This window comes from Pseudoalteromonas sp. XMcav2-N (assembly GCF_024124545.1).
Lineage (GTDB): Bacteria > Pseudomonadota > Gammaproteobacteria > Enterobacterales > Alteromonadaceae > Pseudoalteromonas.
On sequence record NZ_JAMXSF010000001.1, the window covers coordinates 426100 to 450696 of the forward strand.

Below are 24597 nucleotides of genomic sequence, written 5' to 3' on the forward strand. Positions count from 1 at the left end.
TCCTGGCTCGTTGCTATTCACCTGTGAAATCTCTTACACTGTCCTAAGTCCGAAATCTGCTTAAAAAGCCCGAGACATCATTATGTTGCACATAATCCAATCAAATCGAATGGAAGCCCTTCAAGCACAGTTTACAACGTTGTTGAAACAGGCACCGCTTGATGACCCTTTTGCTAACGAAATTGTCTTGGTACAGTCACCGGGCATGTCTCAGTGGCTTAAAAATGGCTTGAGCCGGGATATCGGCTATGCGGCACAGGTTGAGTTTCCACTGCCACTCAGTTTTATCTGGCAGCTGTATCAACAGTTTTTGCCGGATGTGCCCAAAGAGTCACCTTTTAATAAGAACAACATGAGCTGGAAGCTGTTTACCTTGCTACCCCAGAAGCTCAGCAACCCGCTTTACGAGCCGCTGAGAGTATATCTGGAAGAGGGCGGTGATCTGCCACAGAGTGACCTTAAGCGCTTTGCTTTATGTGAGAAAATTGCCGATGTATACGACCAATATCTGATGTACCGGCCAAACTGGCTGGAGCTGTGGGAGCTGGGCACAGATATGCTGGAAGATGTCGATGTGGATATTGCGCCCTGGCAGCCGGACCTGTGGCGGGCACTGGTCGAACATACTCATAATTTAGGACAAAGCCCTTATAACCGGGCCAATATGCATCAGCAATTACTGGCAAAGCTGGCGGATGCTGACATCACCAGCTTGCCCCAGCGGATCAGCATATTTGGTCTTTCAGCGATGGCGACTAACCAGCTAGAGATATTCAATGCCCTTGCCCAGAAAATCGATGTATTGCTGTTTTTCTTTAATCCCAGTGAACACTACTGGGGCGACCTGGTTGATGAGAAAACCCAGGCCAAGATCCTGGCTAACTATCAGGTAAAGCCGGCCCTGGATGCTCAGTTGCAAAAACAGGCTGGCGAAGGCAGTTACTACAATACCGGTAACCCCTTGTTGTCCTCCTGGGGGAAGCTAGGTCGCGATTATCTTGAGCAGCTGCTGCAAACCGATGCGCGCTGGCTGGATGGTTTTATCGACCAGTTTGATGACAGCCTGTTGGCCCAATTGCAGCAGGAAATATATCAACTGGCGTTTAAAGGTGAGTCTCTGGTCGATGACCCAAGCTGGTATGTCAGTCCTGAAGGGCAGCTGACCATCAATGAGGATGACAGCTCTGTACTGCTATGCGACTGCCACACCCCTTTGCGCGAAGTTGAGCTACTGCACGATCATCTGCTGACGCTCTTTCATGAAGACCCAGCGCTGACGCCAAAAGACATCATAGTGATGATGCCGGATGTGGGCAGCTACAGTCCTTATATTGAAGCGGTGTTTGGCAGTGCATCAGGGGCGAGGAAAATTCCTTTTGCGCTGGCCGATATGAGCATAGAGCAAGAAAAGCCGGTGCTAAATTCCTTCGTTACACTGACGGGGCTGCCTTTTAGCCGTTTCAGTGTGTCCGATATACTCGATCTGTTGGGCGTTGAGCCCATTGGCAAGCGTTTTGGGGTAGAGCAGAGTGAGTTTGTACAGATCCAGACCTGGCTTCAGCAGGTGGCGGTCAAATGGGGCTTAGATGGTCTGCACAAGCGCGATTACGGGTTGCCGGAGATCTCACTCAATACCTGGCGGCACGGGCTTCAACGTCTGCTGCTTGGCATTGCCAGTGCAGATGAACTGACAGCATACAATGAGATATACCCGGCCGATGCGGTAGAAGGGATGGCTGTGAACACTTTGAGCAAGCTAATTGCCTTCATCGAAGCGCTGGAGCAGGCGCGAGAGCAGCTCTTAGCTGCAACGCCATTGGACGAGAAGTGTAACGTGCTCAGACACATGCTGGCAGATTTTTACGATCAGGACACCGAACAGAGCTGGGATCTGATGCAGTTGCATAAAGTTATCGACGAGCTGGAAAAACACCATATAAATGGCGACTTTGCCGGTCCGGTTGATGCCAGGATCGTATTACATCAGGTTCGCCAGGGGATCAAAGACAAAGGGGTTGGTCAGCGCTTTTTGGCCGGGGCAGTAAACTTTTGTACTTTGATGCCAATGCGGGCCGTGCCGTTTAAAGTTGTCTGCTTACTCGGTATGAATGATGCCGATTATCCGCGCCAGGTACAACCGATTGGCTTTGACTTGGTACCGTATTCGCGGCGTCGTAAAGGAGACCGCTCACGTAAGCTGGACGACCGTTATTTGTTTCTGGAGGCGTTGCTCAGTGCGCGTCAGCAACTTTATATCAGTTATCTGGGTCGCTCTTGTTATAACAATGAGCCGCAGGTGCCATCCATTTTAGTGAGCGAGTTATGTGAATACCTGGACCGGGCTTTTTGCTACCAGGATGACACCCTCAAGCCCAGTGAGCGGCTATACCGCCAGGCACCTTTGCAACCATTTAGCAGCGAGCATTATCAAAGCGGCCCATTACACAGCTTTAACCCCAACTGGTGCCCATCTCAAAGCGAGCCACCGTCTGAATTGGCACAGCAATCCACTGAGCAAGCGATTGCACTTGATCTGCCAGACGAGCTCGAGTTACCGGACTTTTTGCGTGCCTGTCTGGCACCACAACGCTGGTTTTATCAGTATACGCTGGGCGTCAGGTTAGTGACGTTAGAGGAAGATACGCCCGACAGTGAGCCATTTGCCTTGGACCCTCTGACGCGTTATCAGTATCTGGACGAAATATTACACAGCGAGCTGAGCGACACACCGCTGCCCGAGGCGCAGCTGCTGCAACGCGCCCAGTTACCACAGGCCAATGTGGGAGTGGTTGAACTGCAAAAGTTAAAGGGACGCGTCGCGGCTATGTCAGGACGTCTGAAAGACGTGATGGGTGAGCCAATGGAGCCGGTGGAGGTGTGTGTGCAACTTGGCTCAACGCGTCTGCTTGGCTGGCTGGGAGACTTATATCAGGGCAAGCAAATATTTTATCGTACCGCCAGTATTAAAGGCAAAGACAGGATCCGAGGCTACCTGATGCACCTGATAGCCAATTGCGTAACATCCAACACTGAAACACACATCTATGGCCTGGATGAACAAGTCGTTTTTCCGTCAGTTAGTCGTGATGACGCACAGGTTCAGTTAGCTAAGTGGCAGGATTTTTATGCCCAGCTTATCACCCGCGCAGTGCCCTTCTTTGCGGCCACCAGTTATGAGTTTTGTAAAACCCAGGATATGAGCAAAGCACTGAACAAATTCCAGGGAGGCCAGTACATCGGCTTTGGTGACTCTGAAGATCCGTATGTGGCACTGAGTTTCCCGTCATTGCAGGCCTGCGAAGCGGAGTTTACACAGTGGAGCAATGAATTACTGACCCCGCTTATCGACCTTGCACAGGAGTCCCGCTATGAAACGGCTTGATCCCCAAACCATGCCTTTGTTGGGTCACAACCTGATTGAGGCCAGTGCCGGAACGGGTAAAACCTATACCATCACGGGGCTGTATTTACGCTACCTGCTGGGGCTTGTTGATGCACAGAGTCAGACTACCCCGTTGAGTGTTGAGCAGATCCTGGTCGTTACCTTTACAGACGCCGCGACTCAGGAGATCAAAGACAGGGTCCGAAAACGGATAGTACAGGCTCGGGATGCTTTACTCGGCGGCGGCTGTGACGATGCGCTGATCAGTGCGCTACTGGCGCAAGTGGCGGATCAGGAAGCGGCTTATCACTTGCTCGATGCCGCAGCTAAATCCATGGATGAGGCCGCTATTTTTACCATTCATGGCTTTTGCCAACGTATGCTTAAACAACATGCGTTTGAATCTAACCTGAGCTTTAATCTGGAGTTTATCCTCGATGACAGCGAGTTGTTTAATGCCGCTGTTGAGGATCACTGGCGACGCTTTGTTTATCCCCTGGATGCGGATAAAACTGAGCTGGTGTTGTCGCACTTCTCTCATCCACAGTCACTGGCAAAGCGCCTTTATCCTTTGCTTAAACGCGGTGATGCCCGTTTGGCACCCGAGTTGGACCTGGCTGTCGTGTTGGAGCAAAGAGCTGAGTATCAGCGCCGGGCGGCAGCATTTAAACAGCAGCTGCTAAACTCCGATTTTTTCCAGTTATTGCGCGACAGTGGAATTTCAAAGAGCAAAGCGCCGGGACGCCCGGCTAATATCCAGGCGTTGATCGACTATTGTATGGGTGACGACTGGTACTTTGAATTTGGTAGCAGCAAGCATTCGTTTGCGTTATGGGGAGAGGCTCAGCTGAGCGACCCGAAGAACTATACCAAAACGGGTAAGCCGATTGACCACCCGGCACTGGGCTGGTTTGATGAGATGGCGCAGTTGCACCAAAATGTCTCTAAAGGGTTACCTATTGCTTTGTTGCAGCATGCACTGAAAGAAGTGCGCGCGCTGATGGGTCAGGCAAAGCTTGAACACAGCCTGATCTCGCCAGACGATCTGCTACAAAACTTGCATCAGGCATTACATGGTGCGCAGGGTGAGACGCTTGCCAAGAAAATAGCGCAGCTCTATCCGGTTGCGATGATAGACGAATTCCAGGACACAGATCCCATTCAGTTTGGTATTTTTTCTCGCATCTATGGCACTGAAGGCGCTCAAGGCCTGACCATGATAGGCGACCCCAAGCAGGCCATATACGGTTTTCGTGGTGCGGATATTTTCACTTACATCGGTGCAAAACATCAGGTGGATGAAACCCGCCAGTTTACTTTGGATAAGAATTATCGCTCGGCCCGGCACGTGGTCAGTGCAGTGAATGCCATTTTTACCGCGCAAGCCGACAGTTTTATTTTTAACCGTGACATTCCGTTTATTGAGGTCGACGCTGCGGGTAAAGACGCCGACAATACCTTTACTCTGGATGGCAACGAACCTGCAGCTTTGCAATTCAATGTGCTTGAGGATAGTGACGCGCCGGTTACCAGCAAAGCCAGCGCCTATCCACAGCTTGCCGAGGGCTTTGCGGCGCAAATTGCACAGTTGCTTACCCAGGCGCAGGAGGGGCGCGCTCGCATTGGCAAGCGCCCGGTGCTGGCTGCGGATATTTGTGTGCTGGTTCGGGATCGTGTTGAAGCCAGTGTGATAAAACAGGCGTTACAAAGGGCTGGCGTCAGCAGTGTTTACCTGGCCCGGGACAGTGTGTTCTCGCAGCCAGTAGCGCAAGCAGTCTGGCAATTACTTCATGTTGTTCATGGCAGCTATGATGAAGCGGCATTACGTGGGGTTCTGGCGGGGCCTTTGTTTGCTCTGAATGAGCAGCAAATTTATGCTCTGCGCACTCAGGAAGGGCAATGGCAGCGTTACCTGATGCAGTTTGCCCAGCTTAAACAGCTGTGGTATAAGCAAGGCGCAATGGCCACACTGGAGTCTTTACTGGTCGATAATCAACTGGTTACGCTATGGCAAAAGGCAGGCTATGAAGTTGAGCGCTGGCTGACGGATTACCGGCATCTGGCCGAATTGCTACAACATAAACAGATAGAGCTGGAAGGCACACACAGGGTAATGCGCTGGTTGCAGGCTCAGTGTGCCAATCCTAGCTATGAAGGCACCCAGCTGCGCCTCGAAAGCGATGCCGATCTGGTCAAGATCGTCACTATGCATGCCTCCAAAGGGCTGGAATATCCCCTGGTATACATGCCATTTGCCACTGCATACCGTGAGGCCAGTGAAGTGATCTATCACGAAAATGGCGAGCTGGTACTCAATCTGGATGCGGACGATGGCGCACAGCACAATGCTGAGCGTGAGCGCCTTGCGGAGGATATTCGCCTGCTGTATGTAGCACTGACCCGGGCGATCCATTTTTGCAGCCTGGGCCTGTATAACCTGCCTCTGGGGCGCAGTAAAAAGCCTGGGATCCAGCAGTGTGCTCTGGGGCATGTGTTGTTTGACAAGGATAAAATCACAGAGGCAGCTCAATGGCATGACCAGCTTCGCGACCTGTGTTCACGCCATGAGGGGATGGCGTATGAAGTGTTGCGCATAGCGCCTTGTGTGTATCAGGCGCAGCACACCCAGGAAACACGGTTGTTGCACCGTCGGCCTGTCGAAGTAGCGATTGAACAAAACTGGCGAATGACCAGTTTTAGCCAGCTGAGTTATCATGAAACCAGCGCAGAGCGCCCGGTGGGGGCTCTGGATGAGAACCATAAAATTGACCTGCCCGAGCCGAGCGTGATCAAACGCTTTACCCCTTACACCTTTGTTAAAGGTGCGCGCGCCGGTAGTTGTTTACATGAGATCTTTGAGCAAATTGACTTCACCGCGCCCCATGCACCTACCCGGCCAGACAAACTGACCTTAGTCGAAGCAACCCAGGCTTGTCTGGAGAAATATCATCTTGATACGGTATGGCAGGAAACCGTGGAGCAGTGGATCCTGGGGTGTCTGAGTACGCCTCTCAACCCGCTTCCGGAGCTGACGCTGAGCCAGCTGAGCGTCTCGGATTGTCTGGTAGAAATGGAGTTTCAGTTACCGCTTAAGCGGTTGTCCTATACCAGACTCAACAAGTTGGTTGCGCAAATTACCGGCGCGCCCAGCCACTTGCGCTTCGATGAAGTACAGGGCATGCTCAAAGGGTTTATTGACTTGATTTTTATCTGGCAGGGGCGATATTTCATTCTCGATTATAAATCAAATTATCTGGGGGATACCGCGGCCGATTATCAGGCTGATAATCTAGCACTGGCAATGAATTCTCATCAGTACCACCTTCAGTATTTAATTTACTCCGTTGCTTTACACCGGCTGTTGAAGCACCGCCTTGCCGACTACAGCCCACAGCGTCATCTGGGTGGCGTCTATTATCTGTTCCTGCGGGCGCTACCCGATGGCGCCGGATGTTTCTTTACACAACTTGATGAAGACACTTTGTTGCAACTGGATGCCTTATTCGAGGCGGGAGAAGAATAATGTCACAGAGTATGTTTGAATTCCCGGCCGACAATCTGGACCATCAGGCTTATATCGCTCTGTTAATCCATGCCCGGCGCGTGCGTGCTGCGGATGTCGCATTGGCAAAGCTGCTATGTCAGGAGCGATTCGACACGGTATTTTATCTTATTTTATTACTGCAACGGGCTGAGCAAAGTCAGCATACGTGCTTATTACTTGCAGAAATAGACTGGCAGAATCCTTTTGCGCTAAGTGCCGACGAAGTAAGCGCGTTTTCCGGTGCGTCTGGGTTGGGGAATACACTACCGTATACTCCGTTTGATGACCCTGAGGCTGCACTGATGATGCTGAGTGAACACCCAGCCGTAGGAGAGGGGAGACCGCTGAGGTTGTTCGCAGGCCGGCTGTATTTGGGGCGACTGGCCGAGTATGAAGCATATCTTAGTACTCGTTTTCAATCGATGGCACAGCAATCCATCAGTCTGAATGAATCGCAGTTAAGCGATTTACTGGACCATTATTTTCCTGACAATCAAGCTCAGGGAGTTGACTGGCAAAAGGTTGCTTGTGCTATGGCTGCATCCAGCGGTTTTTGCGTGATTACAGGTGGCCCGGGGACTGGAAAAACCACCACAGTGACCAAGCTGCTGGCGATTTTACAGTCGCTGTATGCCGATGTGCCGCTGGGTATCAAACTGGTGGCGCCTACGGGCAAAGCTGCTGCAAGGCTCAGCGAATCAATAATCGGTGCAAAAGGGCGACTGGCACTGGGTCCTGAGCTGGCTGCGCTGATCCCCGAGCAGGCCCAAACTATTCATCGTTTGCTTGGCGTTATCCCTAATACCAATCGATTTATTCATCACGAGCAGAATTTGCTACACCTCGATTTGCTGATAGTAGATGAAGCTTCTATGGTTGACCTGGCTTTGATGAGCAAGTTGGTGAAGGCATTGCCACCTCATGCCAGGTTGATCTTACTGGGAGATAAGGACCAACTTGCTTCGGTTGATACAGGTAGCATATTGAGCGACTTGTGCGGTCATCTGATATTGGGAGCTCAACCTCCATACACGGCCAACCGGGCGGCGTTTTTAAATCGGGTATGCTTCGCAGACAGTAAGGTATTAAAAGGTAAAGCGAGCCGTTATGCGCTGGCCAATGCCACGGCATTTTTACAGCAAAGCCACCGCTTTAAAAGTGACAGTGGGATTGGCCAGCTGGCGAGTGCCGTCAATCATAATCAGCCAGAGCATTTGCAGCAGGTCATAAGTCACGGGTATAGCGACCTGAGCTTTTATGGTCTTGGTGTTGAGCAATACAATGCCTTGCTTGAGCGCGCAGCGGATCAATACAGTGTCTATCTAAAGGCTATTGAGGATAATCGCGGTGCAGCGGACATCCATACACTGTTTGGCCAGTATCAGCTTCTGGCCGCGGTCAGAGAAGGTCCTTACGGTGTTTCTGAGCTCAACAAGCGGATTGAGCAAAGGCTCGCGCAGCGCAGATTAATTGTACCGTACAGCCGATTTTATGCGGGTATGCCAATTATGATTACGCAAAATGATTATCAGCTTAAGCTCTTTAATGGTGATATTGGGATCTTGCTGCCTGACGAGGATGGCCAGCTTTACGCAACCTTTATCGATGAACAAAGCGCTGTAAGGCACTTTTACCCGGCAAGGCTCCCCAGTTTTGAGCTGGTGTATGCTATGACCATCCATAAGTCGCAGGGGTCTGAGTTTGACTATACTGCATTGATCCTGCCGCCAATTCAACGAGCAGGAAAAGGGGTGAATCGTCAGCTGGTTTACACGGGTATCACCCGTGCTAAACGGCATCTGGAATTAAATTGTCAGCCTCAGGTGTTGCAATTATCGATGCAGACACAAGCAGGGCGGCACTCTGGAATGAGTGAAAGGTTACGTTTGGGTTAAATTTATGTTTTTATCTTGTTTGTTTATCTGATTGGTCTACAGTAGTTAATAACGGAGATGACAAACCGTGTTCATCACCGTTGATAACCCAGTGATTTATGCCGCCAGCAGCCTGGCGGCATTTTTATTTCTGGTATCTGTAAGGCATGGGCAGTCTAATATTGGGACAGTGTTGACTTTTTCAGCGGATTACGGCTTTATAAAATAAAGTAATTACTCAAAAGAATAAGAAAGATGAAATCACTTGAACAACACCTGATCAACTACGCGCTTTATCACAGAGATAAGCGTAATATTGCAACGCACTTTATCGGTGTCCCTCTGATTGTGTTTGCGGTCGTCTGGATGACATTTTTACCGTCCGGACTGTTCGAACAGACCCAGGTAACCTTGTCCGCCTGTTTGATTCTACTTGTTAGCATTTACTACTTATATCTGTCACCCACACTCGGTAGCTGGATGATAGGGTTTTTGTTAGTTTGTCAGATTGCAGCCAATTATGCATTTGAGGTTGTGGCTCAGGCGGGCATTGACGTTGTCTGGTTCTATGTGATGGGACTTGCTCTGTTTGTCATTGGTTGGGTTATCCAGTTTATCGGGCATTATTTTGAAGGAAAAAAACCTGCTTTTGCGGATGACCTGATGGGATTGTTGATAGGTCCTTTGTTTGTGATGATGGAGTTATTAAATAAGGTGGGTTGCTTTAGGGCACTTGAGCAGCGTATAAACAGCGAGGCCGGTCCATACCGGCCTTAAGATACTATGGCTAGAAACTAGATAGAAATCCGAGTTTCTAACTGGCAGCCCTTAACAATGGTAATATTCTGACAATTCAGGCGAATTTTACCATTGTTGGTTTCCAGAACATAAGCTAGTTCAGGTGCTCTGTCACCGCCGGCTTCGGTAAGCTGCTTACGAGCGCGATGTACCATAATATTCATATGATTGGTTTGTACTCCCAGAGCTTTGGCGAGATCTTCTCGGTAAAGCCACCCTTGGGACTCTGTGTCCATGCCATTTTGCTTATCATCGATACGTGTTCTGGCTAACAACAGCATCAGATAATGATGTGTACGACAACCGAGGTCAATTTCCTGACCCTCCAGCTCTAGTGTCAAATCGGTCTTTTCTTCATCCTGACTGACGCTGAAATTAAGGGCGATTGGTTTTACTACAGGCTGATTGTCGAGGTGCTTGGTCATTGTTGATGTGTTGGCGCAGTAGAAAAGCCACTGCTGGCCAAACAGCGAAACAACACCGCCATCGATCAGGGCTTGTCTATCTGAAGTATTGAGATCTTCAAGGAACCAGTAGTTGAGTAACGCATCAAAATAGACAATGTGACTGGCCTCTTCATCATTTGGGAGTAAGATCTGATTTTCCAGCTCGATAACCTGATTTGGGTTGCTCTGTGAAACAAGGTACTGACAATTGGCATTTAAGTTAGCTACAACATAAGAGTTTTGGCCCGGGGCTGCAAAGTCTATTTTATCGTGCTCCGAGAGCTGATAAGGAAGGTTCTTATCGATCTTTTTATCGTTTATCCAGATGCCATTCGTACTAACATCACGAATTAACCAAGTGTCATTGGCGTGCTCAATAATTGCATGGTGCCTTGAAATACCGGGCTTATCGACGAACGTATCTACATTAAACTTGTAACGCCCAAAAGTGTGGTAACTTTTCAGGTAAATTTTTTCTAGTTTCTGTTCATCGATTAAATAAGCCATAAATTTTTCCTAACTTTCCGTATAAGTGACGCACACGAGTTTGATTTTCGGTGGAGATTCTACCTTGTTGAAGGGACTATTTCCTTAGTTACCTTCAGTTTATAAAAAGGACCCGCCGAAGCGGGTACTGTTATTTCAGGAAATATTCACAATAATAAGGCCTGACTAATCAGGTCATTATTTGTGTCCGGGCAAAGACAATTGCGAACCCTAACATTGTAAACAGTTCGCTGTGATCTTGCCATTACAGAGGATTACACCGAGTGAGCTGTTGCCTTGCGTAAAATGCAACTATGTTCCATATTTTCCTTATAGTGCGGCCACAGTTCGGCAGCGGAGGACATATGAGTGAGTACAAATCGCTACAAACCCTAAAGTTAGAAGGGGTCTATCAGTTTTGTGATTACTATGATGCAGAAGCGCTGAGTTTGTCGAGCCCTGCAACTAAGGTAATAACTGACTTTGCAAGACGCCAACCACAGATGATCCAGAAGGATGTTGATATAGACCATGCGGTATATATGATGCTGAACGGCCACGTAAGGTCCAAGCTGGTCGTGGATCACGATGATACGTTTCTGGGGGTGGTCAATTCAAAGGATTTGTCGGGTCGTCGGGTGTTATCAATTGCACAAAAACGACAAGTGGCGCGCAGTGATCTAACCGTCGAAGATGTCATGACGAAAAAGCAGGACTTACATGCAATGCGCTTTTCGACCGTTGCAAACGCTAAGATAGGTGATGTGTTACAGACGCTCAGGGAGCTTGGCCAGCAACATGTTTTGTTAATGGACGAAAAAGGCGGTTTAAGAGGCATGATTTCTTCGTCTGATATCGCACGGGCTTTGCATGTGCCCGTAAATATTTTTCAAAAAGCCCATTCATTTAGAGACATTTTCGAGATTATTCACGAGCACGGAGAGTTAATGGCGTGATTTACATAATGCTGTTCAGGTAACTGATTGCGCCCTCAATCGATGCGACCTGCCCGTCAACACAGTTTTTCGGTGTTGTATTCGGGCTGTCTGGGTAAACTTCTGTGGTTGTAACGTAGGGGGCGCTTGTCATTCCCATACACAGTCCTAACTTGGTGGCGTCGTAATTAATGACACCAAACTGTTCTACAGGGACGCCAATCAGGGCATTATTTTCATCCGCTTCAGCAATGTGTGTAACTTTTTTCACTGTGTTGATGATGTGTCGCTGAAACTCTGCCTCAGGCTTTTGGCTGTGCCCAACCAGATAAAACCCATCCGGAATATTCCAGTTATGGTTGACTTTGCCGTCGCGAGCGGCCAGTGCCGGGCGGAATTCACTGTTGTCGGTATCGGTAGTCTCATGTAAGTCGATATGAAGGATAATTTTTTCCTGGAAACCATTTACATAATCCATCGCGAGCCCGGACTCTTCAGCCGGACTCTGTGAATGGAAAGAGCGGTTGGGGTCGACAGCCAGCGGATTCCAGCGGTTAATCGTTTCATAGCCCCATGGACTAATGCACGGTAGCACAACAAGATTAAATTTCCCCTGATAGGTGTGGGCATGCTTTTTAGCAAATGCCAGCGCGCCTAATACACCGCTGGTTTCGTAGCCGTGCACACCACCAGTTACGAGCACAATTGGCAATTCTGCACACCATGGTGCAGATTTCAGAGCATACACAGGATAGTGGTTTTCATACTTTAGTACACCATACTGCTCAACCTGAAAGCGTGTATTAAGTGCAGTGACGTTGGGCACAATATCTTCAAAATAATCACGTTTTTTGGTTTGCTGTAGTAACCATTGTTGCTTCTCTTCCTGGTCCCACGGCTTACCGGCTTGTCCGATTGAATACTGTTCTGTCATAACATGTCTCTTTTTCACTGATATTTGCATGCTAATCAGAATAGGTACCCGGAGCAAGTTATCTACGCCAGGTAACCCATATTTTTAAGACGCTGTTGCTGTTCTTTACGTACTCTAAAAGCCAATAGCTTAATGACACCAGTGTGAGTTTTGACCTGAGTAATGGTCAGACCCGCGTAATTAACGAACTCGATAGACTGAATGTTTTCAGCGGGCACGTAATGTCGACGACCTGTCAGGCTAAAAAATGACAGTCCCTGATTGCACAATGTCACACGTTTATGACCTGCCAGGCTCATCAAAAAGTGGATTGCAAATGCAATGGTTACCACACAGGCTAGGGTGATTTGCAGGCTAGCCAGAAAAGACAGGTTGAGTTCGGTGAAAAGTCCAGCCAGTGCCAGCAGCGCAATAACGAAAGCGCCGACGACGCTGTAAAAAGTAGTGTTCACTTCCAGTTTTAGTTCATTCATTATTTGTTCCTAATATGACAAATTCCCGAGAGGCTGGAAATTTAGGAGAAGAAAATGGAAGAATTATGAATACCTAAAATTAAAACTGATAATTGCGATTTTAGGGTTAAAGAGTGTACCACTCATCAACCAAAGGGTTGATGAAACCACACTGACGGTAAGCTCGGTGGATAAATTGACTTGCTTTTAATTTTGCCAAGCCTAACTTTAGCGCATCATATGCTTCTTTACCGAGAGGGTGATGTCGGGAAACGACAAAATGGCGGCTATCCTGAAGGGCTATCTTTACCCCCTCAATCGCTTCTATCCTGTAACCCGCCCCTTCGTAGAAAAACGGGCGAGTATTGTTGAAGGAGACTAGCATGACATCAACCCAGCCATTACTGACCAACTTTGCCATTGTGATCCAGTCGTCTTCATGATGAAGCTGCTTAGGGGAGAGTGCCTTGAGTGTGAGCCAGTCAACTAACCAGGCCTTGCTACTTACCACACTTACATTACTGAGATCTTGGGTGATTTTATTACGCAAACGTGCTTTGTTGGTGTGTGATGTGTAGATCCCTGCAAAGTAGTTTCCTTTTTCGATGATAGGCTCTGAGATATAAACATCACCGGCAATCAACTTGGCCTGAGTGAGCCAGATTGTATCAAAGCTCATCAACAGCAAACCTGACTCAAGTAATTTCAGGTTTCTTGCATCGTAATTGCCCAGCGTAAAGCTAAAGGTGTGTTTAAACCCTCCTTCATATAGCGCACGTTGTGCGATGAGAAATTCAACAACATCACGTTGGCATCTCGGATGGTTAAATATTTCAGCAGAGAAATCGGAAATGGATTGCTCCGCCAGAACTTCCTTCGCGTACTGATAAATATCTTCTTCTATAGAAATCGAGATACGAGCGTGAGCAGACAGTGATAAGCCTAAAATAAGTAATACTTTCAAAAGTAAGAGTTTCAACAAAGGCATAGCGACTCCCGTGTTTTCTAAGAAAGTCTAGCTCAGAGGGGGTGAGTTGACGATTTTTAAAGTGACAACCTGGCATTTGTAGAATATGTTTGAATGCTAGGTGTGATTATACGTCGACATTGGCAAGCAAGTGTCAGGCAGAGCAAAGTAAGGTTCCAGCTATCCTGACAATACAATCACTGCTGTCACTGGTAAGGGTCAACTCAATTACAAGGAACTAATTAATATGAAATTTGAACAACTATTGAACCACTTCGATATGGGGATATGTGTGGAGCAATTGCAAAAAGAGTCCTTGTTGGATATTGCTCTGTTGTTTGTCAGTATTGATGGAAAAATTGAAACTGAGGAAATGAATATTGTCCGGGATTGGGCTAAAACTTTGCACTGGAATTCAGCTATCTCGTTACAGGATTATATGGATGATGCATTGGGTAAGTGTCTGATAGCCATTAAGCAGGAACAGACTGAAAGCTATATTCAGCACAGATTAAGCCACATTGTAGACAAACCCATGCGCGAATTAGCTGTATCAATCGCTCATAAAATCAGTGAAGCAAATGGCGAAGTGTGTGACAGTGAGAAACGTGCGCTGGCTATGCTAGAGAGTGAGATATAGGGGATACCCCTATATCAGTTGTTGAGCTGAGGGCTATTTGAGTGCCTCTGCGACTTCTGCTATTTTTTGTCTTAACCAGATGTGGCTGGCGTCTCGGTGCAAGAGGGGGCTCCAGATCATGTCTAATTCAAATGGCGGAATAGGGAAAGGGGGCTCAAGGATCGCCAGGTTAGGATCGTCCCGGTAGATATTGGCAGCTTTTGATGGCAAGGTGGCGATTAAGTTTTGCTCTTTTGCCAGGTGGATTGCAACGTGGTAATTGCGTGTAAACGTTGCGATGTTACGATGCTTCCCAAAGTGAGCCAGAGCCTCATCTACCCAGCCCAGTTTCTGAACGTCAGCCGGATCCATACCCACGCCAACGCCAAAGCCGGTCTTACTAACCCATATGTGTCGTGCCTTTAAGTAGGCATCTAAGTTAAAGCCTGTCCTTATTGGGTTGTCTGACTTGATCAAGCAACAAAAACTATCTTTCCAAATTCGTTTGTGATGGAAAGACTGAGGCAAGTTTTCAAACCTGTTTATGGCCATATCTACCTTACCATTCTCGACGTCATGGAATGTAACATCACTGGGTGTGAGAATGTCGAGTGTGGTATCTGGTGCTTCCATATGGAGTTTATTCAGTAACTTAGGAGCGAGTGTACTGGCAGCGTAATCACTGGCCATAATCCGAAAGACCCGCTTACTTTGCCCTGGTTCAAACTCTCGATTTGGTGCCAGCGTTTCTTCTAATGTCATTAAAATACCACGGATAACGGGCTGGAGCTCCAGCGCGCGTTCTGTGGGTACCATGCCTTCACTCGTCCGAACCAGAATGGGATCGTTAAACAAATTTCTTAGCCGCTTCAGACCATTGCTCATTGCAGGTTGAGTTATGCTTAACTGGTTTGCTGCCCGAGTTACATTACATTCTCGTAGTAGCGTATCCAGATAAACCAATAGGTTCAGGTCAATTTTACTTATATTCACGGTGTTCCTTTATTATTCTATATGCTGGTAGAAACGTTGTTTGGCCGGGTAGGGGTATATCTGTTTCACAACATGTGTTTTTACGTCCCGCTGAGCTTGCTGCCAATACTCCACCTTAAGTAATGATTCATGGGCATGCTCAAACACCGCTCTGAGTTTAGAGTCTGTCAGTACAAATGTACACAATTGTTCAGGAAATACATCATTTGGCGCAGCAGAGGGCTCTGCTATGCCACTATATATGTCTTCCAGGGACGGCTTAGGCATGGGCCTGAAGTTCATATCCGTCAGATACTGTACTTCATCGTAATCATAAAATATCACTCTGTGATGTTTGGTCACGCCAAAGTTTTTCAGTAACATATCTCCTGGGAATATATTCACGCTGAGCATTTCCTTGATAGCATGACCATAGTCTTCGATCACTTGTTTGGCTGTTTGTTCATCGGCAGTCTGCAAAAAAAGGTTCAGCGGTGTCATACGTCGCTCAATGTACAAGTGCTTAATGACGACATAATCTCCCTCATCTCGCAAGTTATTGGCGATTGTTGCCTTGAGTTGAGCCAGTAACTCCAAAGAAAACTTGCTTTTGGGGAGCACCACCTCTGAGTATTCAATGGTATCGGCCATACGACCCACGCGGTCATGACTTTTTACCAGTTGGTAGCGTGCCAGTACAGTATCCCTGCCGAAGGGTTTACTCTCAGCAAAAACATCTTTAATCACTTTAAAGACAAAAGGAAAGTTGGGAAGGGTAAATACCATCATTACCATACCTGGCGTACCCGGTGCCACGGTAAAGATATCCTCGCTGTGCTGCAGATGAAATAGAAAGTCGCGATAGAATTCGGTTTTGCCCTGTTTGTGAAACCCGATGGCATTATAAAGCTCGGCGGTTGTTTTATTTGGCATTAGCTGCTGTAAAAATCCCACCATTGCAGACGGCGCTTGGGTTTCAACCAGGAAATAAGCACGTGCGAAGCCAAAAATGACGCGCATTTGTGCACTTTTGGTTAGTAGCGCATCGATATAGATGCCACCCTGTGGATGATGTAATAGTGCAATGATGAATGGCTGAACACCTGACTTCGAGACAACCCGGCCAACAATATAAGCGCCTTTGTTACGATAAAAAGGTGCTGTGAGAATATCAAAGCGCAGTCCATGATGACTGTGGTGGGTACTCGGTGCTTGTTTGATGAAGGCTTTAACCAGCAGTCTGATATCTTGTTCCAAATCGCGAAAACCACATTGTAAATCCATATGTGAAATCATGTTGCGGATTGTGGGTTTGAGCCCTGAAACCACAGGAAAATAGCTTCGGAATTCGGCTTCAATGGGTAAGGTTGTGGGTTTTTCAAGCGTGGTTGCGACAAAAATAAAGTCGTTTTTATAGTATCGTCGATGAAACAATCTACAAAAGACAGAGTTATAGAATGTTTCGGCTAGTTCTGCCTGAGGGTGGAAGGAAAGTAGCGCTGCGTAGTATTGTTTAATCTGATGCCAGAGTGACTCGTCAGGGGGAGCGAGTGTGACTTGTTTTTTCAGTGCTTCAACGGTGTCGTTGACTCGGGTATCATACAAACTGATCCGCTGTTTACTGATTTGTTCAATTTCCCCCCACCTTTGTTGTGCAAATGCAATGGGAGCTCGCGCCGTGATTTTTTGAAATAGCGCAAAATGGGCATGGAACCCTGACAGTATGTACTCTGCGATTGTTTGAACTTGGCAACTCATCGGACCTCCTGATCTGCGAGTTACTTTAGCGCACAAATGCCTGCCTCTCAAGTCCGAATGCCGGTGGGAGTAGTTTACCCGAGCTTACAATAGAAAGGGTTATTCTAAATGCTTAAGGCGCTTTTCAAGTCGTGTAATCTCTTTATTTAGAATTTTAACTTCTTTGAGATACGCCGTATTTATAGACTTTATATTACGCTTTACATCTTTGAGTGTTTTGGCGCGTTCACTTTTTTCCATCATGCGCGAAATGCGTCGCTGCTCGTCCCGGGTTGCTTCATCTCTTTTTCTTCCTAACACTGCGGCTTGTTGCTTTTTGGCCCTCAGTGTTTTCTTCAATCTGAGAACAAGCTGTTGGCGCTCAATATTGTTGAGTGTCTTTGTGTATTGGCCATCAGGGGCGGGAGCATCAGGATTGGAGTGGCTTACAGTATGTTGTGTCGCGTTGGCTGCACACGGATGCTGACTGTACACAGTCGTTTCCCCTGTGACACATTTATAGTAGCTGAACGTTGTTTTTGCAGAGCTTATCATTGGCAATAATAGCCAAGGCAAGATCATCAGTATCCTCATAGCGAAAGCTTCCCTGAAACCTGTGTTTATTTCAAGATAGTAAAATTGCTCAATATCGCAAGTGTTCGAATTGACGCCGCGTTAGTTTCCTGCCGGCGTCTGGTTGAACTGTTTAAGCCGCTTAATACTCTGAATTAAAAAGGGGACGTCTAGCTTTTGATCTAAGGTGAACCCTTCTTTGGCAGATATCTGCTTGTAGCTGCCATCCTGAGCGATGAGGGTGATGCGGTCCTTCTTGTAGGCAATGAGCACGCCGCGAGAGTAGTTTACACCTTCATTCAGGGTATCTGTAGCAACATTATTGCCTAACATACTGGTTGCTGCGAGTGCGCCACATCGAAAGTGTTCTGCGATTATTGTGGTCATCACGTCACTCACTTGAATCAACTCTGAGTGTCCGAAAAAAGCGGGTATATTGGTAATAAACCGTGTTGTTGTAACGATATCAGAGCTATCAGGCTCGACAATGACTATTGTGGCAGGTGCATCTTCTGGCAACGTAAAACCTTCACCTGCGTAAGACACGGCAATGTTTGCATCAGCAACCTTATCAATATAATCGAATTGGGATATTTCCGTCACAGATAAGGTGAGGCGCGAAGACCAGACCGGAGACTGCTGGTTAGTCACAAGCGGTTTTTTATAGTATGCGGGTAGACCATAGATTAAGTTGAATCTGAAATCGTCAATGTTTGTAGGTGCCAGTAATTGATCTGAATGGTACCAGGCTGGGTGGGCCAATAACTTTTCAGTGTGCACATTCAGTGCTTTCGCAATCACAAGGTTGACAGGCGTGCTTTGCGTAGGGCAAACATCCAATGTAGCTGGTGGATGATAAGTCACTTCATTGGGCCCGACATTGAGCGATCTGGCCTGCTTGTATTCTTGCATATCGAGTAACTCATGCCTTGCAAGCAGCGTCTTAGCCGTTGTTGGGTAGGATAATGGCAGTACATTGTCTTGCATTGTAATGTCAAAGTAACTATTCGCGTCCGCCCAGATGTGCATAATGTGGCTGGTTGCAAAGCAGGTTACCAAAATTGAGCTGGCTAACTTGGGGAAGGAGTAGCCTTTCAGACGTTCCAGATGACGCCAGGCATGATTGCCGACGATAAGCTCAAAACTCAGAATCGAGGCTATAATGGCCAGCACAATCAGGCTGTTGACTGCCGGTGAGCCACTGATAGTTTTCCAGATAAGTGAGAGTATCTCAGGTAATGCTTGAAGGTTTAAATGATAACCAAGCTGGAAATAGACAAACGCATCGATACATAGCACCGAGATCCCCAGTGTTGCAATACAAGCGGCCATGCCCCGAATATGCCTTGGGTAGGGAAATATCAGGCTGAGTGGAAAGATGCTTAGCACAAAAACACAAAAAGTAATAAAGCTGGTGTGGCTGAGCCAGGTGACTAGCATGTAGAGCCAGCCAAGCGTGGTCGTGGGGGCTTTGTCAGCGGCCAGATAGCTTAAGGTAATGAGTAATACCAAGCCGATATTGGCAAAGGTAAACCAATGTCCCCAGCTTAATAGCTGGCTGGCCTTTGAAGAAAAAGGGCTGTGCGAAGATAGGTTCATTCAGTTACTTTACCGACTGAGTCAACGCCTTGGCAAAATTTTCAGCAACCGCTTGTCTTTTCTGTTCTGGCACATGCTCTTTGATGATGTGCGTGATAGAATTTCCTAAACACATTAAGCTTAAATCGACGGTTGCCTGATTCTCTGTCAGTACGTTTAACAGTTGGTCGACAATTTGTTCTACTTGTTGGTTGGAATATTTTGACTGGATAGGCATCGGTTGGTTCAAATAAAAAGAGTTATAATTCTTTCTATTCTAACACCAGAGGCGTTAAAAACAAAGATGAGCATTGAGGTGAACAAGCTTGTTGTACACTATGTCGACAAGCAAGACGAAGAAACACAAATTCATTTACGTGAAGATGAGATGCAGATTAATGATCGGGTCGCGGTTTTTATCGAGCAGCTCCATCACGCTTACAATGGCAAGCCAGGAAAAGGCTTTTGTGCTTTTGATCCCGATAAAGACAGCCGCGTTGCGTCTGCAATGCAGAGCTATCGTAACAACGAGCTGGCGTTTTGGCATCTTACGCAGCAGGCAACCGAAGTGTTGAAGGAAGAGTTGAACAAATATGCGTTTAACGAGACCGGCTATCTGGTGTTTTGTCATTATCAGTATGTTGCCAGCGACTATTTGTTGATAGCCATGATCAACATTAAAGAGCACTACTCGATTACCTCTGAACTGGACCTGGCGGCATCAAGACATTTAGATATTTCGCGTATGCAGCTGGCTGCACGTATAGACCTAACCGCCTGGGATACGCAAGCGGATGAAAATCGTTATATCTCGTTCATTAAAGGTCGTGCGGGCAGAAAAGTAGCAGATTTCTTTCTTGATTTTCTGGGCTGCGCTGAAGGTATTGACCCTAAACAGCAGTCTCAGACAATGCTACATGCGGTAGAAGATTACCTTGCTGAGCAACAATTTGGCAAAGAAGAGAAGGACGCGATCCGCAAAGAGGTGTTTGATTATTGTAATGACTGTATCAATAGTGGCGAAGATGCAGATGTCGAATCTTTATCAGATACAGTGTCTAAGTCTTCGGATGTTCAGTTTGAAGACTTTTATAAGCAGCAGGGCTATGAACTGGAAGAGTCTTTTCCGCTAGATAAAAAAACCGTCACCACTATGGTTAAATTCTCCGGCCTGGGTGGTGGTGTGAGCGTTGGGTTTGAGCGCAAACATCTTGGCGATCGAGTATTGTATGATCCGCAAAGTGATACTTTGACGATTAAAGGCGTGCCGCCGAACCTCAAAGATCAGCTGGAAAAGTTCTATCAGCAAGAAAGTGAGTAAACAGAGAAGGGCTAACTCGTGTTAGCCCTTTTTAACATGCAGTAAATAGAGATTGATATAATTATACCAATTCCACTGAATACTTCTTCAATTTGAAGGAGCAAATATGCCGCTAACGGTGTTATCGACGATATTTTCTTGCCTCAAAATAGAATACTTAATTAAGCAAATTGGTATTAAGGTGTCGCAGCTCATATCTTATCTTACTGCTTAGATGGACAGGTTTAAACTTCACCTGACAGGCAATAAAAAGTGAAAAATAGCCGTCCACCAAAGGTTTATCATCAATAAACTGGTCCCATACGAACGATAAACAAAACTGGCTTCACATTTCAAATCATCTGAAAGCTATAAGTTGGCTCCGCTCTGAGCGGCATAGATTGAAGACAAATCAAATGATATTATTTTTTGGAAACAATCATTAACCAATGAATTAGGAAAATATTCAGATGAAATGGAGTTGGCTTGTAATCTTTTTGATGCTGAATGTGACAGTGAGCATTCATACTGCGTATGCAGAAGAATGTAATTCTGTAGATGAATGTATTGCACTTATACCAGAAACTCAAGAGAAGGCATGGGGATCCGGTACAGTCAATGATAGTGTAAGAGACAAGCTTAAATCTTTTGGCCGAGAAGCGTTATTACCGCTAGCTAAACTCACTGCTGAAGATGATCCTAATCGCCGTAAGGTTGCTGATAGTTTGATAGGGGATATCAAAGATTTAAATGCAAATGACTTTGCAGTTATTCGGCGTGTAATCCAGAACAATATTGAGCTTGATGGGAGTGGAGGTTGGTCATATGGGGCGCTTGGATATGTTAGAGGGGATGAAGCTGGCAGATATCTAGTTTCTGAATTAAAAAGAGTTCAAACTGCATCTAACCAAATCGGTACTGCCTTCAACAGGTTTGGGTTAGGCGGCATTCCATATTTAATTGAAGGCCTTCGTTGTTTTGGCTCCTGCTCTGAAGAGGAGTTTAAAGGATTCAGAGAAGTCTTCTACAATTACCAATATTGGACAAAAATTTCAGACGATAAATCCGCCATGCAGTTATTTAGCCTGGCAACGAATGAAAAGGTAGACTTACATGCCAGGCGCACCGCACTATCAATCATTGGCTACATTACAGGAAACCCGCAAATAGCTAATCAGATACACCAATATGCTGAAAAGAATATTGAATTTTCTGACTCTGCTTTAATGTCTCTCCAGAACATGAAAAGCCCACTAGGGGCTAGATTATTGGTTAGAAAACTAAACCGAGAAAAAACAGGACCTTCTGGTTTTGATCCGAACCTCATGGTTTTTAGAGATTTGTCTGAGATGGGGCAAGCAGCTAATAGCGTTGGTGGTGATGTAATGGCATATCTTAACTCTGAATCATGGGAAGATAGGATTCATTCATCAGTTACGTTGGGATATATCGGCTATCACCAGGCTATTCCAGAATTATTGCAACGTATATCCAATGAGGTGGACTGGCAGCAGGCTTATGCAGCGATTAAAGCGCTTCATTTATTGGCAGATCACGCCACAATTCCTCACATTAAGAGAGTAGCCAAAACACACTGGTACAAACCGCTAAGAGAGTACGCCCAAAAAACAGTTGCTTCAATGCAAGCCCACAAAGTGCTCGAATCTAAATATCATCCTGATAAATTTGCTTCTGAGTTTCTAGACTATCAGCATTTGAGTGAAGAAAACCATACTTGCGATAAGACTGATTATGCAATGGTTTCTGAGCCTGTTGAATTAAAGCAATACGGAGGACGAGAGAAAAAGTTAGAGTCCTTCCAATATAAAAATCCAATGTGTACCAGCAAAGCATATAGCGATTACTGCGCCTCTCCCATGAGTTTTGTAGTGCCTTCACTTGCCGTTAGATTTGGTGGAAAGTGGCTGACTGGTGACAACCGAGGTGAATGGGGCGGTGAGCTTGTGGTTTTTGCTGACAATGAAACAACGGAGACTTTATTAAACGAGAACATTGAAGATATATATGTTCTGGGTGAATACGCTTATGTCATTACCGGACTAGCGCACATGCTCTTAAATGACGGCTTGATTTATAGACTTGAACATACTGATGCGGGCTACAACATAAAGCCTTTTTACCGATTGCCAGGGGCACCAAGTACATCGTGGAAGATTAATAAAGAGTCAGTGTTAATTAACACCGTTTCTGGTTCGGTTGTTTTTCATCCCAAAAAAGGCCTGAAAATGGCTAACTGTGATAGTAGCAATTGAAAGGCAAGGCATTTCCAGCAGGAAAGACCAGGAGAATTGGGTGGCAGGTAATGGCACATACGAGACTGTCAGATTTGATTAAACTTTATTAGTCAAATCTGACAGATCAAGTTAAGACTTATCCAACTTAGGATTTGCCGGTAACAACAAACTGTGCCAGTTGAGTACCTAACTTGCCAGCTAGTTTGGTCATTGCATTGCTTTTGGCTGTCTCTTTATAGCTTGAAGCCGCTTTTACTTTAGTATTAAAGTGTGCCTGCTCTTCACCGTCTTCCAGCACTACCAGATAGCTCTCTGCTACGCTGTAGAAGGTGCCGGTTTTTTCCATATCTTGCCAGTCTACAGTAAATTTGAGAGCAAAGTCGGCATCACCTGTGGTCACTTTTATTCCCTGTGAACTCAGTGCTTTTGCCAAAATATCGCGAACCTTGCGATGTGCCTTGCTATCGCCCTCAATGCTAAAGCTGATGTCGTTAATGATTGCATCCGCCTCAGCTTGTTTGGCTCGAACCGCTTCAGGCAAAGCAAGAGGTGCGGCTTGGAGCTGCGTCAGGTAACGGTTTTGTTTGTTGCGCTTGACCAACAGCTCTTTAAGCGCGGCAGCCTGTTTCAGCTGTTGAGACTTACTTCCTGTGGCTGCCAACCTGAACTGTGCAATGTCTTCATCAAACGCACGAATCGTTAACTCTGTTTGCATAGCAGCTTCGGTGCGGTTAAAGGCGGCTAACGCAAAAACGGTTTGTCTATCTGCACTGACATATTCATCCTCAATTTTAACACCTTGCAAATGAATATCCGGCACCTTCGAATTGATCAGTTCATCCACATGAAACTGCATTGACTTCTCAGTTGCTGATTGCTCGATGCGTGTAGTGGCAGAAATTGTAACATTAAGCTGTTTTGCCAAAGCCAGTCGGGCTGCCTCCTGCGCCGCCAGTTTTGCCTGCTGCAAATCGCCCGTGTTTTGCGCGTTCCCGACACCGTAGAGCATATAGCTTGAGCTTGGCATGGCGGTGATCCATGCTGGCTTTGTGTCAACAGGGGGCAGGGTAGCATTATTTGCTCCACAGCCACTGATAATTGCTGTTGCTAGCAGGGTTGCGAGCAGGGGTTTAGAAGCCAAAGCGTGAGCGCTCCTGAAGCTTCTGAATTTTCTTCTGTCCATTCCATACCTCACGGTTTGTGGTCATATCGATCAATCTCAGGTCGACCTGATAGAAAGTCACGCGATCGCCGCCTTGCTGGTCGACGAAAGAGTTGATAGTGCCTGACAGAGCGTAATCTGCGCCTTGCTCCTGACCCATTTCATTTTGCGTCTCAAGGCTGGCATTGAGCTCCTGGTCTTTCCTTTCGTCTCGGATCTCCTGGCGAACATCTTTGTTTGCTACAAAGTCCGCCTGGCCGCTCCGTAAAATTGAACGTTTTAAATCATTTAAAAAGGTATCAACTGCAATATGCTGGTGCGATTTATTGCGTACTGACTGAATTATAATAGCAGGACGAGCCCCTTCCTTTTGTAAGTGATCGTTAACCCATGGAAAGCTCAACATATCGTTGATCATAGCCTCTGCAACCAATTGCGAGTCCTTGCCGTTCCACTTGTCAGAAAGGGCAACCTCTTGATTTGCATCTACTCTTTGTACTTTAGTTGAAGAGCAGCCAGTGATGGCTAAGCTACATGCAACAACCAAAGGAGCTAGCTTTAAAAGTGTGGTTTTACAGTTCAT

At 46.6% G+C, this 24597-nt stretch carries 19 protein-coding genes; 8 read left to right on the plus strand and 11 right to left on the minus strand.

The window, feature by feature from the left end:
- Nucleotides 1-82: 82 nt before the first annotated feature.
- The 4 genes from recC (at nt 83) to NH568_RS01705 (ending at nt 9577) form a co-directional block, all read left to right on the plus strand.
- The gene (gene recC, locus NH568_RS01690; protein ID WP_253044188.1) at nt 83-3382 is read left to right on the plus strand and encodes an exodeoxyribonuclease V subunit gamma; all 3300 of its coding nucleotides are present in this window, start codon (nt 83-85) and stop codon (nt 3380-3382) included.
- A complete protein-coding gene (gene recB / locus NH568_RS01695) occupies nt 3369-6905 on the plus strand; it encodes an exodeoxyribonuclease V subunit beta (protein ID WP_253044190.1) in 3537 nt (1178 codons plus the stop codon). The genes recC and recB overlap by 14 nt, the downstream gene beginning before the upstream one ends.
- On the plus strand, nt 6905-8821 hold the full coding sequence (recD, locus tag NH568_RS01700) for an exodeoxyribonuclease V subunit alpha (protein WP_253044192.1): 1917 nt from the start codon (nt 6905-6907) through the stop codon (nt 8819-8821). Before recB ends, recD begins: the two co-directional genes overlap by 1 nt.
- 234 nt (nt 8822-9055) lie before the next feature.
- Complete coding sequence (locus tag NH568_RS01705) at nt 9056-9577, plus strand: Mpo1-like protein (protein WP_253044194.1); 522 nt, start codon at nt 9056-9058, stop codon at nt 9575-9577.
- Between the two features lie 17 nt (nt 9578-9594).
- Here NH568_RS01705 and NH568_RS01710 read toward each other — a convergent pair whose 3' ends face one another.
- A complete protein-coding gene (locus NH568_RS01710; protein WP_054013993.1) occupies nt 9595-10551 on the minus strand; it encodes an FHA domain-containing protein in 957 nt (318 codons plus the stop codon).
- Between the two features lie 344 nt (nt 10552-10895).
- Between NH568_RS01710 and NH568_RS01715 the strand changes: the two genes are divergently transcribed.
- Nucleotides 10896-11486 carry a CBS domain-containing protein gene (locus NH568_RS01715; protein WP_253044196.1) on the plus strand — a complete coding sequence of 197 codons (591 nt, stop codon included), beginning with the start codon at nt 10896-10898 and terminating at the stop codon, nt 11484-11486.
- Nucleotide 11487: 1 nt separating this feature from the next.
- On the opposite strand, the gene NH568_RS01720 is transcribed toward NH568_RS01715, so the two are convergent.
- From NH568_RS01720 to NH568_RS01730, 3 genes are all read right to left on the minus strand, one after another.
- Nucleotides 11488-12399: a M14 family metallocarboxypeptidase gene (locus tag NH568_RS01720; protein ID WP_253044198.1), complete on the minus strand. Its 912-nt coding sequence runs from the start codon at nt 12397-12399 to the stop codon at nt 11488-11490.
- Nucleotides 12400-12461: 62 nt separating this feature from the next.
- Complete coding sequence (locus NH568_RS01725) at nt 12462-12872, minus strand: hypothetical protein (RefSeq protein ID WP_138552805.1); 411 nt, start codon at nt 12870-12872, stop codon at nt 12462-12464.
- A 106-nt stretch (nt 12873-12978) separates the two neighbouring features.
- Nucleotides 12979-13839, minus strand: a complete 861-nt coding sequence (locus NH568_RS01730) for a hypothetical protein (protein WP_253044200.1) — start codon at nt 13837-13839, stop codon at nt 12979-12981.
- Nucleotides 13840-14065: 226 nt separating this feature from the next.
- On the opposite strand from NH568_RS01730, the gene NH568_RS01735 reads away from it, so the two are divergent.
- A complete protein-coding gene (locus NH568_RS01735; protein WP_253044204.1) occupies nt 14066-14458 on the plus strand; it encodes a hypothetical protein in 393 nt (130 codons plus the stop codon).
- 33 nt (nt 14459-14491) lie between these two features.
- On the opposite strand, the gene NH568_RS01740 is transcribed toward NH568_RS01735, so the two are convergent.
- The 5 genes from NH568_RS01740 to NH568_RS01760 form a co-directional block, all read right to left on the minus strand.
- Nucleotides 14492-15430: a LysR family transcriptional regulator gene (locus tag NH568_RS01740; protein ID WP_253044209.1), complete on the minus strand. Its 939-nt coding sequence runs from the start codon at nt 15428-15430 to the stop codon at nt 14492-14494.
- A gap of 12 nt (nt 15431-15442) precedes the next feature.
- Nucleotides 15443-17167: a bifunctional isocitrate dehydrogenase kinase/phosphatase gene (gene aceK / locus NH568_RS01745; RefSeq protein WP_253044213.1), complete on the minus strand. Its 1725-nt coding sequence runs from the start codon at nt 17165-17167 to the stop codon at nt 15443-15445.
- Nucleotides 17168-17266: 99 nt separating this feature from the next.
- The gene (locus NH568_RS01750; RefSeq protein ID WP_253044218.1) at nt 17267-17641 is read right to left on the minus strand and encodes a DUF4124 domain-containing protein; all 375 of its coding nucleotides are present in this window, start codon (nt 17639-17641) and stop codon (nt 17267-17269) included.
- A 180-nt stretch (nt 17642-17821) separates the two neighbouring features.
- Nucleotides 17822-19318, minus strand: coding sequence for a DUF3413 domain-containing protein (locus NH568_RS01755; RefSeq protein WP_253044222.1), 1497 nt, complete (start codon nt 19316-19318; stop codon nt 17822-17824).
- A gap of 4 nt (nt 19319-19322) precedes the next feature.
- Nucleotides 19323-19535: a DUF1414 domain-containing protein gene (locus tag NH568_RS01760; RefSeq protein ID WP_054013983.1), complete on the minus strand. Its 213-nt coding sequence runs from the start codon at nt 19533-19535 to the stop codon at nt 19323-19325.
- A gap of 66 nt (nt 19536-19601) precedes the next feature.
- On the opposite strand from NH568_RS01760, the gene yejK reads away from it, so the two are divergent.
- Nucleotides 19602-20618, plus strand: coding sequence for a nucleoid-associated protein YejK (yejK, locus tag NH568_RS01765; protein WP_253044226.1), 1017 nt, complete (start codon nt 19602-19604; stop codon nt 20616-20618).
- 449 nt (nt 20619-21067) lie between these two features.
- A complete protein-coding gene (locus NH568_RS01770; protein ID WP_253044228.1) occupies nt 21068-22870 on the plus strand; it encodes a HEAT repeat domain-containing protein in 1803 nt (600 codons plus the stop codon).
- A gap of 127 nt (nt 22871-22997) precedes the next feature.
- On the opposite strand, the gene NH568_RS01775 is transcribed toward NH568_RS01770, so the two are convergent.
- A complete protein-coding gene (locus tag NH568_RS01775) occupies nt 22998-23993 on the minus strand; it encodes an LPP20 family lipoprotein (RefSeq protein WP_253044231.1) in 996 nt (331 codons plus the stop codon).
- Nucleotides 23983-24597 carry a penicillin-binding protein activator LpoB gene (locus NH568_RS01780; RefSeq protein ID WP_253044233.1) on the minus strand — a complete coding sequence of 205 codons (615 nt, stop codon included), beginning with the start codon at nt 24595-24597 and terminating at the stop codon, nt 23983-23985. The genes NH568_RS01775 and NH568_RS01780 overlap by 11 nt, the downstream gene beginning before the upstream one ends.